This window comes from Cellulophaga baltica, from assembly GCF_900102165.1.
Classification (GTDB): domain Bacteria; phylum Bacteroidota; class Bacteroidia; order Flavobacteriales; family Flavobacteriaceae; genus Cellulophaga; species Cellulophaga baltica.
The window spans coordinates 315,404-329,668 of the sequence record NZ_FNBD01000004.1 but is presented as its reverse complement, the minus strand read 5'-3'; the positions used below and the strand labels follow the sequence as shown (position 1 = coordinate 329,668).

Genomic DNA, 14,265 nt, shown 5'->3' with positions numbered 1-14,265 from the left:
CTAATAACAAAGACCACCCAATTTAGGTGGTCTTTTATATTTTACAACATCGCTATTTTAGTCGTTAAAATAGAAATAGTTAAATGTAATTTTAGGCTGCTTGTCATCTCCCTCAGTATACACCCCTGCTTTAAAGTAGTAGGTATTAGAATAGTTATTCCATGAACTTGAGGGCGATAAGGTTTTATTAATGATAGTTGAGCCACTAGAAGTGGTAACTTTTACATTAGCGCCACCGCCATTATAGGTAATTGACAAAATATAATCACTTCCCTGAGAATATGTAGCTCCCGTATACTCTTGATACGTTCCAGAACTGTTAGAAGGATTATTTGTAGTTACTTTAATCTTAATTTTACGATCGTCATCTATAAAAACACGTAACCAAGGTCTGTTTACATTATTACCTCTGTTGTGAATTTGTGCTATGGTTACTCCGTTTTCTGGTATGGACTCTACTTTGGCCTTATAGATCATACTCTTACCATTTGTCAATGAAGATTCTTCAATCTCTTTCCATTCTGTGCGGTTACCGTCTGTAGCTAAACTTTTCATGATATAATATCCACTGGAATTTTTATCATACCAACTTTCATTATCGGTTCCTGTAGAACTAAAAGATTTAGTAGATCTACTGTCCTCCCCACTGAGCCAACTTGTCTCAATATAGAAGTCTGAAATTTGATACACTTTAGCACTGAGTTTTGGTGCTTCCATAGCTTCAGGTGCTACAACCACTTCTTCTTGCTCTGTCTGACTACAGCTTGTTAAAAATAGTGCAACGGAGAAAATACCTGTTGCCAAAAATTTGTAATTGGTCATTTTTTTCATGTGTAATTATTTAAATTAATAAAATTGGGGTCAAATTGGTGTACCAATTTGGTTTACCAATTTTACGAAAAAAATCTATACAAAATCAATTTGACAAAAAATAAAACAAATTATTTACAAATTCGTATTATTTACAACATCATAATACATAATCTATATTTTATAAAAAATAAAGCACGAAACACCATAGATAAAAAGGGTTCCCAGCATGCTACCTTTCCTTGTCAACATAGAACACAAGCTATAGAGGGTAAAATAGTACTTAACTGGAATAATATACAGGCAGCACTTGCAGATCAAAGGCTCTAATTTGCGCCCTTAACCTTAAAAAAATCTTACAATGAAAGTACATTTAAAAACTATTTACGTAGCTTCTATTGCGCTCCTTACGTTAGGATGTTCGCAAAATTATGAAGAAACAGAAAGCCAGAATGAAGCCGAAATTTCAGAAGACCTCACTGTTTTGAAAGTTTCTGCCTCCCAATTTTACACGCTACCCAATGCCGCCGTTCGTAATAACAAGAAGAATTTAGTGACTGATTTTGGAGCTAATAATTCCGACTCAAATGATGATAGCGACAAATTAAATAATGCTATTAGAAACTAATCTAATAATGGTGGTGTCTTAACTATTCCAAAAGGAACGTATTATTTCAATAAAATTAGAATGCGCTCTAATGTGCATTTAGAAATTAAAAAAGGGACCGTTATCTATCCAACTAGAGGATTAGTCGCTGCCCAAAACCATAGAATTTTTGATTTTGCAAGTAAAACTGAGAACAAAATTGAGAATGCGAGTATAAGTGGTAAAGAGGGTAAGTTTATAGTAGATTTAAGAGGAAACAGCTCTAATAATCTTATTGTTGCCGATGTAGGTAATGTAAATAATTTTAAAATAGCTAATATGACTATTAAGGATGAAAAAACGGTGTTTGCTTCCATATTAATTAGTTTTACAGACAAAACCGGCAATGCTTGGCCACATAATGGTATTATTGAGAATATAAATCAGCTAGATGCCCATACGGGTTACGGATTAATTCAGGCCTATGCTGCAGATAATATCTTATTCAAAAATTTAGCCTGTACAGGTGGTGTTACCTTACGTTTAGAAACTGATAATCTTGCGATGAAAACCGCAAATAAAGGAGGTCTTAACGCTATTTTTGCTTCTAAAATTAAAAATACAAATGGATTAACGCCTTTAATGTTTTCTCCACATTTTATGGAGAATGGTAATGTTACGGTAGATGATGTTACCGCCATAGGTTGCGCATATGCTGTTCGCGTAGAGCATGGTTTTATTGAAATTTTTGACAAAGAAAATAGAGCTTCCGGTGACGATTTTAAAAATTACATAGAAGGAATACTTGGTGCAGGTTCTGTAGAAATTGTTTACAGACGTAATAATGGAAGAACTTGGGCTGCCCGTATTGCCAATGATTTTAATGAAAGAGCCTACAACCATGCTAACCCTGCGGTTAACAGAATAAAACCAGGGAAATTTGATACTTCAAACGTAAGTAACATTAAGGTAATTTATAAAAATACTGGTGCTAAACTAAAGCAGGCTTTCTTACCCTATTTACCTTGTTCAGAATGGTCTAAATTATGTAAACCGGGACCTACTGGTTTTGAGTATAATGGCCCTTCGTTAGGAGTTTCTATAGATAATACAAAAAGAGACAATAGTTTGGGTAATTATAATGTACAATTAATTACATCTAAAGTACAAGGCTTTCCTAACAACTATATTTTAAATGTAAAACACAACACTGCAAAAGTCTGTAATAACGGTATTGGTACCATTGCTTCTTGCAATTAATAAATTGCGTAAAAATTTTTAAATGCTCCATTCTACTGATTTAGAATGGAGCATTTAATGTAATACATGTTAATTTCAGTTATTCTACTACTAATTGGTATGTATGGATCCAATCTACCTTCATCGTATTTATAGTCTCATCTGTTAAATCTGTTTTTACAGCAAGACCTCCTAGCCAATCCACATCAAAAGTCCATAAATCCCAGATAACATTTAAATCTCTCGTAAAGTCACGTTCAGAAACAACACTTCCTGCGGGCTCGCCATCCAAATAAAATTGTATATTTTTTGCGTCTTTCCAGTACACACCAACCGTATGATATTCTTCATTCCATTTTACTCCTTTTAATGGATTATCATCAGAAAGCGTTCTATTATCAAAATTACCTTTATTCCTTCTAGTATCACCATCAACCACGTGAAAGTACTGAGAGTTCATTTGCCATGGAAAATCTGGCTGACAATCACATGAAGGTTTTGAATTGTTTTCTATAATATCTATTTCGTTTCTATCTGAGATATCACCATTGTTTAACCAAAAAGTATTATATGCAGAAATATGAGCCGTTTTGATGCTACTTTCTGTATATATTGGATAATTTATCTGTGCTTTTGATTGTACTCTAGAAGTTAAAAACCAGCGTTCTTGGGTATCATCTAGTGTGGCTTTTATCCATAAATTACCGTCTGCTACTCCAGCATTTTCTGCCTTCATATTTACGGGAACATCATAATTCCATAAAGGTTTAAACCATTTATCGGTATCAAAAGTGTCATTAAACTCATCCGTAAGTTCCGAAACCGCTACCCACTTCATGCCTTCGGGAGGCGTTGGTGGTGTTAACGTAGTATAATCTACCACCTCTGGAGCAGTCTCCTCTGGTGTTTCAGTAACAGGATCTGTGGTTGGTTCTTCGGAAACTTCAGCTGGGGTATTTTCATCAATTGAATTGTTATCTTTTTTACAGGAAAATACCATAAGGCTAATTAAACTAGCTATTAAATAAATATGCTTCATTTTTATTGGGGTTTTTATTAGAATTTAGAAAAATGAAAAATACAGTTATTTGCCATAGGAAATCAAAATTAAGACTCAACAAAATCTGAACATGCCCTTAAATGATCGCAATTTTTATAGATTACCCCCACAAACGTTATTAAGACAACAGCTCAGGATAAGACTGTTCAAAATACTCTTGGAAAGAGCTAGGACTAGTTGTATGCAAACGAACCGCTGTACACTTGTTAAACATCAAAAACGATTTCAATTCTTTATTCAATGCTGCTGCAAATTTTTCCTTGTTCTTTAAACTAGCTTCTAATGTTAGTTGATGAATATGAAAAATCTCTTTCTTTCTATCAACTTTACTATCCATTCGGGCTACCAGTTTTCCATTCCATAAAATGGGCAGTGAAAAATAGCCATACTTTCTTTTATGCTGAGGCACATAACATTCTAAAAGATAATCAAAACCAAAAATAGCAGATGTTCGTTTTCTTTGAATCAGTAAATTATCAAACGGCGATAGAATATGGAGCTTTTTTCGCGATAAAGGTTTATTTAAAAGTTCAAGAGATTCTGGTAAGACATAATAATCACTATCTGCAACACGTACTTGCGCTATTTCACCATGCACCAGCATCTGCTTTAATGCCCCTGTAACTATTGCTTTGGTATGCTTTAGTAAATAGGTCATTTCTTGTAAGGTCCCTACCCCATTGGCACGTAAATAATTTGTTATCAAAAACCGACCATATTCTTCCTGCGTGGGTGTTGTCGTGTTTATGCTGCTTGGTAATACCCGCTCTGTGAGATCATACACTTTATGAAAATTTACCCGCTTTGTAATCATCAACTCTCCTTGCATAAATAAATTCTCCAAGGCCTGTTTGGTAGGAGCCGTCTTCCATTCACCAAATTTGATTCCTTTTTTATCAAAATCTTTAGCCATCAAAGGGCCTTCGGCTTTTATACGCGCTGTCACCAAATCCATAAGTTTAGCATCTTGCTTAAACCAATGTTTTTGTTTCCCCGAAGCAATCGCATGCTTGCGAGGTAAGCTAAAACGAAAATCGACCATAGGAAGAAAGGAAGCCGCATGGGCCCAATATTCATATACTTTTTTATCCGCTATTAATTCCTGTATATGTGCCGCTTGGTAGCTCGGATTCCGATTATATAACGTATGATGGTGCGCGCGTTCAATAACAGAAATGGTATCAATTTGAATATACCCCAAATGTTCTATAGCCGTGAGCGTAGCATTTCTAGCTGTACCCACAAATTTTGAAGCAGGTAACCTTTGTGATAACAACACCAATTTTTGGACCTCGCGAAGGGAAAGATTTTCAATTCTTAAACTCATATTGAATTGCTGTTAAACCAAATTGGCTAGGGGTGCAAAAATATCTATTTAAATGGTTAAGCATTGTATACAAAGAAAAAATCCTCTTATTATTTGAGTTTATGCCCTTTAATAATCAATCTAATTTGACAACAGACCTTTTGTTAATTGAATTAGCGTACTAATTTTATTGGAATCATAAGCATCTGGGTGGGCTTCTGAATAAAATCCTTTATCATTATCATAGTAGGTTCCCGTTTCTGCTAAATCTGTCAAAGCTAAATCATACAAAATAGCCACTCCCTTTTCCGCTGGAGACCAATGTTGCCCATATGCTTCTTTTGCCATTTTGGTATCTAGTAGCGACCCTGGGTTTACTGCTACCACCGTAATGGATGGTTCTTGCTTTGCTAAAGAAAAACTCCACATAGTAAATGCCAATTTACTCTGAGCATATGCCTCATTAGCTCCCAATCCAATATTCTTCTGTAAAGCTTCTAAAGATACTGGTGCTTGTGCCGCAGAACTAAGATTTATAATACGTGGTGCTTCTGCCTTTTTAAATAAGGGTACTATTGCTGCTGTTAGTTGGTAAGGGGCTAAATAATTCACCACTAAACGAGCATCTATACCAGATGCTGTACTTGCATTCTTACTCATAAATAAACCTGCGTTATTAATAAGAATATCTATAATAGGCATTTGCTTTTCTACGTCTATCGCCATTTTTTTAACAGCTTCTAAATCAGAAAAATTAGCTAAAAAACCAATTACATTCTCGTTGTTAGATGCTGTTTTAATTTCTGCTAACGTAGCTAGTAATTTTGTTGTATCTCTACCGTGAATAGCCACAAAATGACCTTCGTTTGCTAAACGCAGCGCCAATAATTTACCGATACCGTCTGTGCTTCCTGTAATTAATATATGTTTCATTGTTATTTTTTATGTTGATAAAATATAGGCAAAACTTTTTCTGCTATTGTTCACCGGGAGATTTACATTTTGTGAAACGTCACCTCTAAAAAAACTTTTTAAAAATTTAATAGTTGTAACGGTACTTGCAGTATCGGCTTCTACTATGTAAATATCGTCTGGAACAAAAACAAAAATACTATTTGGTGTATAACTCACGGTTTTACCATTAATACGAATAACGCCACTTCCTTTTTCAAAATATAAAATCTCAAAAAAACGAATGGTAGTGTATTTACAAAACGTAAAATACGATTGATCCTTGTATTGCTCAATTACAATATTCTCTATTATAGTCCTGGCCATCGTTGGATTATTTTGTTGGTTTTTTATGAAAAAAGTCGCCCTAAAGCGACTTTTTAAGTGAGAACAGTCTTTAGCATCTTACTAAAAGCGACCTTAAAGTAGTTAAGCTTATCTAAAAGAAACGCCTTCTACCAAAGGTTTAAATCTGAAAATATAAAATGGTTGCGTAGCTATACTTTTACCATTGTTAAAAGCTGCACCTCTATTAACTTGCGCTGCGGATACATACATGTAACCATCTACATGATTGTAACTTACGCCATCTGGCCATACCAAATTATCATCTTTTATCATTGTGTGCACACTACGGTCTTTAGCTAAAACCACAGCAACACTTTTTGTTTCCAAAGCCGTTAAATATAGATTGCCCTCTTTATCAATAGACATTCCCCCATTATTCGGCTTCTCTGAGTAGGTTTCAATTTTGCTATCTAATGCAGCCTCGGTCAAAGTCTCGTCTACAAGGTCTAATGTTTTAACTCTGTAGATTTTGGTGCCGTTTAATGGCCCATAATATATATATTCAAAATTAGCATCAGCAGTAATTCCGTCATTCCCAATCAATAAATCTTTACCGTTTACAGCCAAATGCTTTCCGTCAATTACTGTTGGTGTATTTTCTGGTAACGTAGTACGTGTTCCTTGTAAAACACGAAGTGCTTTGCCGGTTTTCATATCTACAATAATAAAAGCTGCTTTGCTACCCTCACCTCCATTACCAATGCCTTCATCGGCTATAATAAAATAACCATTTTTGGTATCTACCACCATATCATTAGGTTGTGAAATTGCTGGCACTACGGATTTTGGTAAATAATAAATACGTTCCAATGTATTGGTATGTGTATTCCAACCCACCATTTTTGGTGTTACGTTATCACGTTGTGCCATATCTAACATCCAAATAACTCCGTTTTCATCATTACGGATACCCAAAACATTACTCAAATAATTATCATCTGTAGCTCTAGGAGTATTCCACTCTAGGTTAGGAAATGGTGTTGTTGAATTTGTTTTTTTATCAAACTTGACCACTCTAATTTCTGGACCGAAAAATGGATGATGACTGTATACCAAATCGCCATCATTGGTGAAAGTAATATTCCCCACAGCTTGGTCTACTGTTGCAAAAACTTCTGCTTTGGCTAAGGTTTTCTGAGCATTTGTACTCATGACAGAGAGTAGTATACTAAGTGTAATTAGTTGTTTTTTCATGTTATTCGCTTTTCTTCAAATAATCTGGAAGCTCTTTAGACAACCAATCTTGACGCACAGGAACGTGTACATCTAAATCTACCGTTTTTTCTAAAGCCCAAAACTCATGGGGAATGTTTTCTGGAAACACAATTACCTCACCTCCAGAAACGATAACAAACTCCTCTTTGCCGTCTATAATCGTCTTGATTTTAACCTTACCGGACATGATATAGGTAATCTGCTCATTAGGATGTTGGTGCCATGGAATATGTGCCCCTTTTTCCAAATTAAAAATGGTCATCTGTCCTTTTTCTCCATGAAACCATTTACGCTGAATACCTTCTCCAATCGTTTCCGATTCCATATCATCAAAATTGAAATGCTGCACTTTTGAAGTGGCTAAAGAATCTATCGTATTTACCTGTGCATTTGCTGTATTACTAGCAAAAAATGCAGTTACAGCTAGTGCTGCTATAATTGATTTGAAATTCATTTTTCTATTTATATATTTCGTCAGTTCCAGTGAAATTCTTTTTAGTTAGGCTTCTCGATACAAATTTCTCGTGCCTCAAAATTCACTCGAAGTGACATGTCCTTATTATTTGACTCATTGAGTCTAGAATCCTTCTAAAACAATTTTACCTTTTGCTTTTCCTGTTTCTAAGAAAGCGTGTGCTTTTCTAAGGTTTTCTGCATTAATAATTCCAAAGTTTTCTCCTAAAGTAGTTTTAATAGTTCCGTTGTCTATCAATTTAGAAACTTCATTTAAGATGTTGTATTGTTCTACCATATCTTCCGTTTGGAACATGGAACGAGTGAACATCAACTCAATATGAGTAGACACTGCTTTACTTTTAAAAGGCATTACATTAAATGACTTTGGGTCATCAATAAAACCGAATTTACCTTGTGGTTTAATGACCTTTACAATCTCGTCTGCATGTTGCTCGGTAGCATTTAAACTCACGATATAATCAGGAGCAGGAAGCTTATATTTTTCAAATTCCTCACTCAATTTATTTCTGTGGTTAATAACCGAGTCTGCACCCAATTCTTTTAACCAATCTGTAGTTTCTTCACGGGAAGCCGTTCCTATAATGTTCAGTTTTGTAAGCTTCTTGGCTAATTGTACTAAAATAGAACCAACACCACCAGCTGCACCAATGACTAGAATAGATTTATTCGCATCGTCTTTAGCCACCTGTAATCTATCAAATAATAGTTCATAAGCCGTAAGTGTGGTAAGCGGCAATGCAGCAGCTTCTGCATACGAAATACTAGCAGGTTTTTTACCCACAATACGTTCGTCTACCACTTGATACTGCGCATAACTTCCTTGACGCGTAAAATCTCCTGCATACCAAACTTCGTCACCAACCTTAAAAAGCGTAACATCTTCTCCAACTTCTTTTACAATTCCGGTAGCATCCCAACCAATAATTTTCCAATCATCACCTTCTACAGGCATCCCTGCACGTACTTTAAAATCTGCCGGATTCACAGATATTGCTTTGATCTCTACTAAAATATCTCTCCCTGTTGCTTTTGGAGTATCTAATTCTATGTCTTGTAGAGATTTAATATCTTCTATTGGAAGATTCTCTTTATGCCCTATTGCTTTCATCTTTTATTACTTTTTTAGATTGATATGCTTACTTAAATGTAACTATATCTTCAAAGTTTCTTCTAGATTTACCAAATTCAGGAGCTGCTTTTCTGTATCCAAAAGCAACCATAAACGCTAAACCATATTTATCTGTATCTACACCAAATTTTTCTTTTAATAAGGCCTCTGCTTTTTCTTGATGAAACCCTTCAATAGGGCAACTATCTATACCTGTTAAAGCAGCAGATGTCATCATATTTCCTAAAGCTATGTAGGTTTGTTTTGATGACCAATCGAATAATTTTTTATCCGTATCTAAATCAAAATCACGTTCCTGAAATTCTCTATAAAACTTAGAATACATTTCTATAACTTCTGCTGGTAATTGCTTTACCTCTTTCATCATGTGCATAATATATTCTGCATCATGCTTTACCATTGGCGCTTTCATAGCTAACCCTAATACAAAATGACTAGCTGTATCTAATTTTAAAGGCGCTCCCCAAGCTACAGGCTTTAACAACTCACGCAATTCTTTATCTTGTACAACAATAAAATGCCAAGGTTCAAAACCAAATGAACTAGGAGATAAATGTGCTGTTTCTAAAATGAATTTCATATCCTCGTCAGAAATAGCTTTAGTTGCATCAAATTCTTTTGTTGCGTGTCTATAGTTAAATGCGTTTAAGATGTCTTCTTTTGAAATGTTTGGCGTACTCATAATATATTTTTTAAAAATGTTGTTTTATTAATTCGCTACAAATGTAATAACACTAATAAGTCTTTTTTAGGTACAAAAAATGGTGATATAGGTATAAATCGAGGTTTTACAAGAAGATACTTCTATATTTTACTAAAAATGACACCCATAACACATATTAAAACAGAATTTAAGATCTATACTACCTAGTTAATCCTTTAATTATACAAGATACCTATTCTGGCAGCCACCTAAAGGTGAGGTTTATTCTAGGTTTAATTTTTTTCGTTGTTTTCGGTATCTTATGTTTCCAATTCTCTTGGGTAGCACCTTGCATTAAAAGTAGGCTGCCATGGGTTAACGGAATAGCTAAACGTTTTAAACCCTTACGTGTGGAGTGTTTTAATTGAAAAGGTCTTGTTGCTCCTAAGGTAACCGAAGCAATAACCGTGTTTTTACGTTGCTCTCCCTTATAGTCTTGGTGCCAATCTACACTGTCTTTGCCATCTCTATAATAATTAAGCAAACAACGTGTAAATTTTACATTGACCTCCTGCTCTATTCGCTCTTTAATAAAAAGTAAATCAGCACTCCATGAATGCATTGTACTTTTTGTATTCGTGTATTTCATATCCTTGGTAGCATCTCCATACCAAGCGGTCAATCTAGGGTAATCTACTTCTTTACCGTGAATCGTAATTTGCTCTTGCTGCCAAGGCGTGTTTTTTATTAAATTATTAAACAGTTTGTTACTTTCTTCGGTACTAAAATAATTCTCAAACAAAACAATATCTGCCCCAGGCAAAACAAATTCCGTTTTACGGACTTCATCTGTTGAAAAAAGATCTGTTTGATTAAATAAATCCATTCTAATAAATACTTAAGTGAACATTATTTACACGTGCCAGTTGCTTATGCTATCCAGACACTTTTCGTATTTACGAATTCTTTAATACCAGATGCAGAAAGTTCTCTTCCATAACCACTATTTTTAATGCCTCCAAAGGGTAATCTTGGATCAGAAACTACGAGCTTGTTTACGAAACTACTACCCGCTTCTAATTGCAAAGCAATCTGTTCCCCTCGCTCTAAGTTACTAGTGAATACGCCTGAACCTAAACCAAATTGAGAATTATTAGCCAAGGCTATAGCTTCATCATCATTTTTTGCTTTAATCACGGAGGCTACTGGACCAAACAACTCCTCATCAAAACCTTCCATTCCTGGTGTTAAATCTGCCAAAATAGTTGCTGGATAATATGCACCTTTACCTTGTGGAATTTCTCCTCCCAGTACTAAACGGCCACCTTGTTCCATTGTTTTTTGTACTTGCTCATGCAATTCATCTCTCAAGTCTTTACGTGCCATAGGTCCGTAATACGTGTCTTCCGCTGTTGGAGCGCCCATTTTTGCAGCTTTCATTTTCTTTTTAAAAGCTATTAGAAAATCATCATATATATCTTCTAATACGATAAAACGCTTTGCCGCAATACAGGTTTGTCCATTGTTTTGTAAACGACCAAAAGTGGCTAATTCTACCACTTCTTCTAAATCTGCATCTTCCAAAATTATATAAGCATCACTGCCGCCTAATTCCATGACCGTTTTCTTTAAATTTTGACCAGCAATTGAAGCTACAGAGCGCCCAGCAGGATCACTACCCGTTAGCGTTACTGCAACAATATTTTTATCTGCTATAACCTCTTTTATATGTTCAGAACTTAAATTTAAATTAGTAAAACACCCTTCAGGAAAGCCCGATTTTAAAAAAGCATCTTCTAACGCAAAAGCACAACCCTGAACATTAGAAGCATGCTTAAGAACCCCTACGTTACCAGCCATTAAAGCAGGAACAGCAAATCTAATCACCTGATAAAAAGGAAAATTCCAAGGCATAACTGCCAATACTACGCCCAGAGGCTGAAAGGTCACGTAGCTTTTTTTAGCTTCTGTAGCTACTAATTCATCTGCCAATAATTCTTTAGTATGATCGGCGTAATACTTGCAAATCCAAACGCATTTTTCAATTTCCTTTCTTGACTGGCCAATTATCTTACCCATTTCTCTAGTTGCTAGCTGTGCATATTCTTCCTTGTGCTTCTCTAAGTAATCTGCTAATTTATGCATCAAATTAGATCGTTCTTCAAAAGAGGTAGCCTTCCAACGGCCAAAAGTTTGGTTGGCCATAGCAATTTTATCTTTTGATTCTTTTTGAGTTATTCTATCATAAGTAGCCACCTCTTCATCGGTAGCTGGATTAATTATTGTGATACTTGACATAAGCGTTTATTTTAAAAATTAATACCATTCTTTTACCTAAACAAGAACGGATACACAAGAACAAATACTTAATGGAATTAAATAATATATTAACTCCTTTGAAGCTATTACTTATTATCATTAACCTGCTACTATGTACAAAGGTTTCTAATATTTTAAGGGTACCATTGGTATAACGAGTGGTAAATTTGGTATTTTTTGAGGTTAATAAGGTGTTTTTACGACGGTTTAAACAAAATTAAGTAGCTTTACCATTAAATATGTTGTATAATGCAAGTATTAGAAGCCTATAAACCTTTTGAAATACAAGAAATAGAATTAACCAGTTGGAAGCAACGCCCTGTTAAAAATAATTTTTTTGAGTTAGTGTTGATTAGTGATGGCGATGGCACACAGTGTATAAATTACAACCATTATCCGTATGCTAAAGGTAGTATGTTTTTATTACCACCTTTAAAATGCCATTCGTTTACAATCGAAAAACCTACCAGATTTGTCTTTTTAAAATTTACCGATTCTTTTTTTAAGAATGTAAACCGGATGACTATAGATAGAAATGAATGGTTCAAAGAAGCATCATACATCCTTTCTAATTATAATCAATTACCTGGTGATATTATTAAGAACGACCTAGACCGAAACCACCTAGAAAGCTTAGTGAGTATGATCTTTCAAGAGTCTAGAAGTTACGGCGCAGAATCTATTAGCTTAATTACAAGCCTTATGACTAGTATTCTAGAAATTTTAATTCGGAATATAAAAAAAGGTACTTATTTTGAAGTACCTAAAAAAAATGCAGATGATAGGATTACAAAAATGCTAACCTACATCAATGAAAATATTGATAAAACAGAATTATTGAAAGTTGAGAAACTAGCAGCTGTTTTTATGATGTCTCCTACTTACGTAAGTGAGTATTTTAAAAAGCAAGTACATATGCCTTTGCGCGAGTATATCATCAAAGCAAAATTAAAACTCGTAGAAATCCGACTCTTAAATTCAGACTTCACCCTAACACAAATAGCAGACGATTTAGGTTTTACCGATGTGAGTCACCTCTCTAAAACCTTTAAACGATATTCTGGAGTTTCTATAAAAGAATTTAAAACTAATGGCGAGTATCTGTTATTAAAAAGAACAGCGTGTACAGGTTAGCCAGCAACCATCAAGATTGATTTTATCCTAAAATGAAATAATTATATTCATCTTTTTAATATTTTAAACTTCTTTTCTTAAACCCTATTTCATCTCGCCAACCAGGTTACTTAGGTTTTTTTATACCCATAGCTTCATCCACAGAACAAATACAATTCAAGTATACTCCATTTTATTCCCATCTCTTTTTACTTCCATAATCTTATGGGAGTAAAAGCATATCGATCAATTCTTAATTTATTCTAGTCAATGAACCCCGCACCTAGCCACTACCTTTGATTGGAACAAAAAAAAGAAACTTATGAAAATTGAAAATAGCATACTAATAATTACAGGAGCATCAAGTGGAATTGGAAAAGCAACCGCGCATAAATTAGCCGAAAACGGAGCTAAAGTGGTGCTTATGGCTCGAAGCGAAGATGAGTTAAATGATTTGAAAACAGAAATTGAAAAAAACGGTGGAGAAGCTTTAGTAGTTACTGGAGACGTTACTAAGATGGAAGATTTTGAAAATGTAGTGACCAAAACCAAAGAGAAATTTGGAACGGTAAACGGACTCATTAATAACGCCGGATTAATGCCATTATCATTTGTAGAAAAATTAAAAACGGATGAGTGGGATAAAATGGTGGATGTTAATATTAAAGGAGTATTGAACGGCGTTGCCGCAGTATTGCCGGAATTAAAAGCCAATAAAGGCGGTAATATCATTAATATCTCATCCATGGCTGCACACCGTTACTTTCCCGGTGGAGCCGTATACTGTGCTACAAAAGCCGCTGTAAAAATGTTCTCTGAAGGACTGCGACAAGAATTAGCGCCAAAGTATGGAATTAATATAACCTCTATAGAACCTGGAGCTGTAGCGACGAATCTTACGAGTACCATCACAGATGATGATATCAAAGAAATGATGAAAGAAATGTTCGAGATGGAAACATTAGAGGCGGAAGATATTGCCAATGCCATTTACTACGCTTTGACACAACCAGACCGTGTAAATATTAATGATGTTTATATTGTTCCTAGTGAGCAAAAGTAAAAGGAA

15 protein-coding genes are annotated in these 14,265 nt (G+C 34.8%); 4 read left to right on the top strand and 11 right to left on the bottom strand.

Annotated elements, in window-relative coordinates:
• Window positions 1–57: 57 nt before the first annotated feature.
• Window positions 58–831, bottom strand: coding sequence for a polysaccharide lyase family 7 protein (locus BLQ19_RS09310; RefSeq protein ID WP_029446715.1), 774 nt, complete (start codon window positions 829–831; stop codon window positions 58–60).
• 340 nt (window positions 832–1,171) lie between these two features.
• Between BLQ19_RS09310 and BLQ19_RS21575 the strand changes: the two genes are divergently transcribed.
• The gene (locus tag BLQ19_RS21575; RefSeq protein ID WP_254788326.1) at window positions 1,172–1,438 is read left to right on the top strand and encodes a hypothetical protein; all 267 of its coding nucleotides are present in this window, start codon (window positions 1,172–1,174) and stop codon (window positions 1,436–1,438) included.
• A 60-nt stretch (window positions 1,439–1,498) separates the two neighbouring features.
• Window positions 1,499–2,656: an Iota-carrageenase gene (locus BLQ19_RS09300; protein ID WP_254788323.1), complete on the top strand. Its 1,158-nt coding sequence runs from the start codon at window positions 1,499–1,501 to the stop codon at window positions 2,654–2,656.
• A 79-nt stretch (window positions 2,657–2,735) separates the two neighbouring features.
• Here BLQ19_RS09300 and BLQ19_RS09295 read toward each other — a convergent pair whose 3' ends face one another.
• From BLQ19_RS09295 to BLQ19_RS09250, 10 genes are all read right to left on the bottom strand, one after another.
• Window positions 2,736–3,674 (bottom strand): LamG domain-containing protein, encoded by a 939-nt coding sequence (locus BLQ19_RS09295; protein ID WP_074538153.1) that lies wholly within the window; start codon window positions 3,672–3,674, stop codon window positions 2,736–2,738.
• Window positions 3,675–3,813: 139 nt separating this feature from the next.
• Complete coding sequence (locus tag BLQ19_RS09290) at window positions 3,814–5,022, bottom strand: winged helix-turn-helix domain-containing protein (RefSeq protein ID WP_175444423.1); 1,209 nt, start codon at window positions 5,020–5,022, stop codon at window positions 3,814–3,816.
• Between the two features lie 120 nt (window positions 5,023–5,142).
• Window positions 5,143–5,934: an SDR family NAD(P)-dependent oxidoreductase gene (locus BLQ19_RS09285; RefSeq protein WP_074538152.1), complete on the bottom strand. Its 792-nt coding sequence runs from the start codon at window positions 5,932–5,934 to the stop codon at window positions 5,143–5,145.
• Window positions 5,935–5,943: 9 nt separating this feature from the next.
• Entirely contained in the window at window positions 5,944–6,279 is a 336-nt protein-coding gene (locus BLQ19_RS09280; RefSeq protein ID WP_034657195.1) for an AraC family ligand binding domain-containing protein, read from the bottom strand.
• A gap of 108 nt (window positions 6,280–6,387) precedes the next feature.
• Window positions 6,388–7,494 (bottom strand): L-dopachrome tautomerase-related protein, encoded by a 1,107-nt coding sequence (locus BLQ19_RS09275; protein ID WP_074538151.1) that lies wholly within the window; start codon window positions 7,492–7,494, stop codon window positions 6,388–6,390.
• A gap of 1 nt (window position 7,495) precedes the next feature.
• Entirely contained in the window at window positions 7,496–7,969 is a 474-nt protein-coding gene (locus tag BLQ19_RS09270) for a cupin domain-containing protein (RefSeq protein ID WP_024481075.1), read from the bottom strand.
• A gap of 123 nt (window positions 7,970–8,092) precedes the next feature.
• Window positions 8,093–9,100, bottom strand: a complete 1,008-nt coding sequence (locus BLQ19_RS09265; protein WP_074538150.1) for a zinc-binding alcohol dehydrogenase family protein — start codon at window positions 9,098–9,100, stop codon at window positions 8,093–8,095.
• 28 nt (window positions 9,101–9,128) lie between these two features.
• The gene (locus BLQ19_RS09260) at window positions 9,129–9,803 is read right to left on the bottom strand and encodes an NAD(P)H-dependent oxidoreductase (RefSeq protein ID WP_025615390.1); all 675 of its coding nucleotides are present in this window, start codon (window positions 9,801–9,803) and stop codon (window positions 9,129–9,131) included.
• Between the two features lie 214 nt (window positions 9,804–10,017).
• The gene (locus tag BLQ19_RS09255; RefSeq protein ID WP_025615391.1) at window positions 10,018–10,650 is read right to left on the bottom strand and encodes an alpha-ketoglutarate-dependent dioxygenase AlkB family protein; all 633 of its coding nucleotides are present in this window, start codon (window positions 10,648–10,650) and stop codon (window positions 10,018–10,020) included.
• Window positions 10,651–10,694: 44 nt separating this feature from the next.
• Window positions 10,695–12,062, bottom strand: a complete 1,368-nt coding sequence (locus tag BLQ19_RS09250; RefSeq protein ID WP_074538149.1) for an NAD-dependent succinate-semialdehyde dehydrogenase — start codon at window positions 12,060–12,062, stop codon at window positions 10,695–10,697.
• Window positions 12,063–12,332: 270 nt separating this feature from the next.
• Here BLQ19_RS09250 and BLQ19_RS09245 point away from each other — a divergent pair, with 270 nt between their 5' ends.
• Together BLQ19_RS09245 and BLQ19_RS09240 are read left to right on the top strand one after the other, a co-directional pair.
• Window positions 12,333–13,217, top strand: a complete 885-nt coding sequence (locus tag BLQ19_RS09245; protein ID WP_074538148.1) for an AraC family transcriptional regulator — start codon at window positions 12,333–12,335, stop codon at window positions 13,215–13,217.
• Between the two features lie 301 nt (window positions 13,218–13,518).
• A complete protein-coding gene (locus BLQ19_RS09240) occupies window positions 13,519–14,259 on the top strand; it encodes an SDR family oxidoreductase (protein WP_024481081.1) in 741 nt (246 codons plus the stop codon).
• Window positions 14,260–14,265 lie beyond the last annotated feature (6 nt).

What these genes read in the sequence shown, in the direction of transcription:
- BLQ19_RS09310 (WP_029446715.1), bottom strand. Translation starts at nt 831, where the DNA reads ATGAAAAAAATGACCAATTACAAATTTTTGGCAACAGGTATTTTCTCC.
- BLQ19_RS21575 (WP_254788326.1), top strand. Translation starts at nt 1,172, where the DNA reads ATGAAAGTACATTTAAAAACTATTTACGTAGCTTCTATTGCGCTCCTT.
- BLQ19_RS09300 (WP_254788323.1), top strand. Translation starts at nt 1,499, where the DNA reads ATGCGCTCTAATGTGCATTTAGAAATTAAAAAAGGGACCGTTATCTAT.
- BLQ19_RS09295 (WP_074538153.1), bottom strand. Translation starts at nt 3,674, where the DNA reads ATGAAGCATATTTATTTAATAGCTAGTTTAATTAGCCTTATGGTATTT.
- BLQ19_RS09290 (WP_175444423.1), bottom strand. Translation starts at nt 5,022, where the DNA reads ATGAGTTTAAGAATTGAAAATCTTTCCCTTCGCGAGGTCCAAAAATTG.
- BLQ19_RS09285 (WP_074538152.1), bottom strand. Translation starts at nt 5,934, where the DNA reads ATGAAACATATATTAATTACAGGAAGCACAGACGGTATCGGTAAATTA.
- BLQ19_RS09280 (WP_034657195.1), bottom strand. Translation starts at nt 6,279, where the DNA reads ATGGCCAGGACTATAATAGAGAATATTGTAATTGAGCAATACAAGGAT.
- BLQ19_RS09275 (WP_074538151.1), bottom strand. Translation starts at nt 7,494, where the DNA reads ATGAAAAAACAACTAATTACACTTAGTATACTACTCTCTGTCATGAGT.
- BLQ19_RS09270 (WP_024481075.1), bottom strand. Translation starts at nt 7,969, where the DNA reads ATGAATTTCAAATCAATTATAGCAGCACTAGCTGTAACTGCATTTTTT.
- BLQ19_RS09265 (WP_074538150.1), bottom strand. Translation starts at nt 9,100, where the DNA reads ATGAAAGCAATAGGGCATAAAGAGAATCTTCCAATAGAAGATATTAAA.
- BLQ19_RS09260 (WP_025615390.1), bottom strand. Translation starts at nt 9,803, where the DNA reads ATGAGTACGCCAAACATTTCAAAAGAAGACATCTTAAACGCATTTAAC.
- BLQ19_RS09255 (WP_025615391.1), bottom strand. Translation starts at nt 10,650, where the DNA reads ATGGATTTATTTAATCAAACAGATCTTTTTTCAACAGATGAAGTCCGT.
- BLQ19_RS09250 (WP_074538149.1), bottom strand. Translation starts at nt 12,062, where the DNA reads ATGTCAAGTATCACAATAATTAATCCAGCTACCGATGAAGAGGTGGCT.
- BLQ19_RS09245 (WP_074538148.1), top strand. Translation starts at nt 12,333, where the DNA reads ATGCAAGTATTAGAAGCCTATAAACCTTTTGAAATACAAGAAATAGAA.
- BLQ19_RS09240 (WP_024481081.1), top strand. Translation starts at nt 13,519, where the DNA reads ATGAAAATTGAAAATAGCATACTAATAATTACAGGAGCATCAAGTGGA.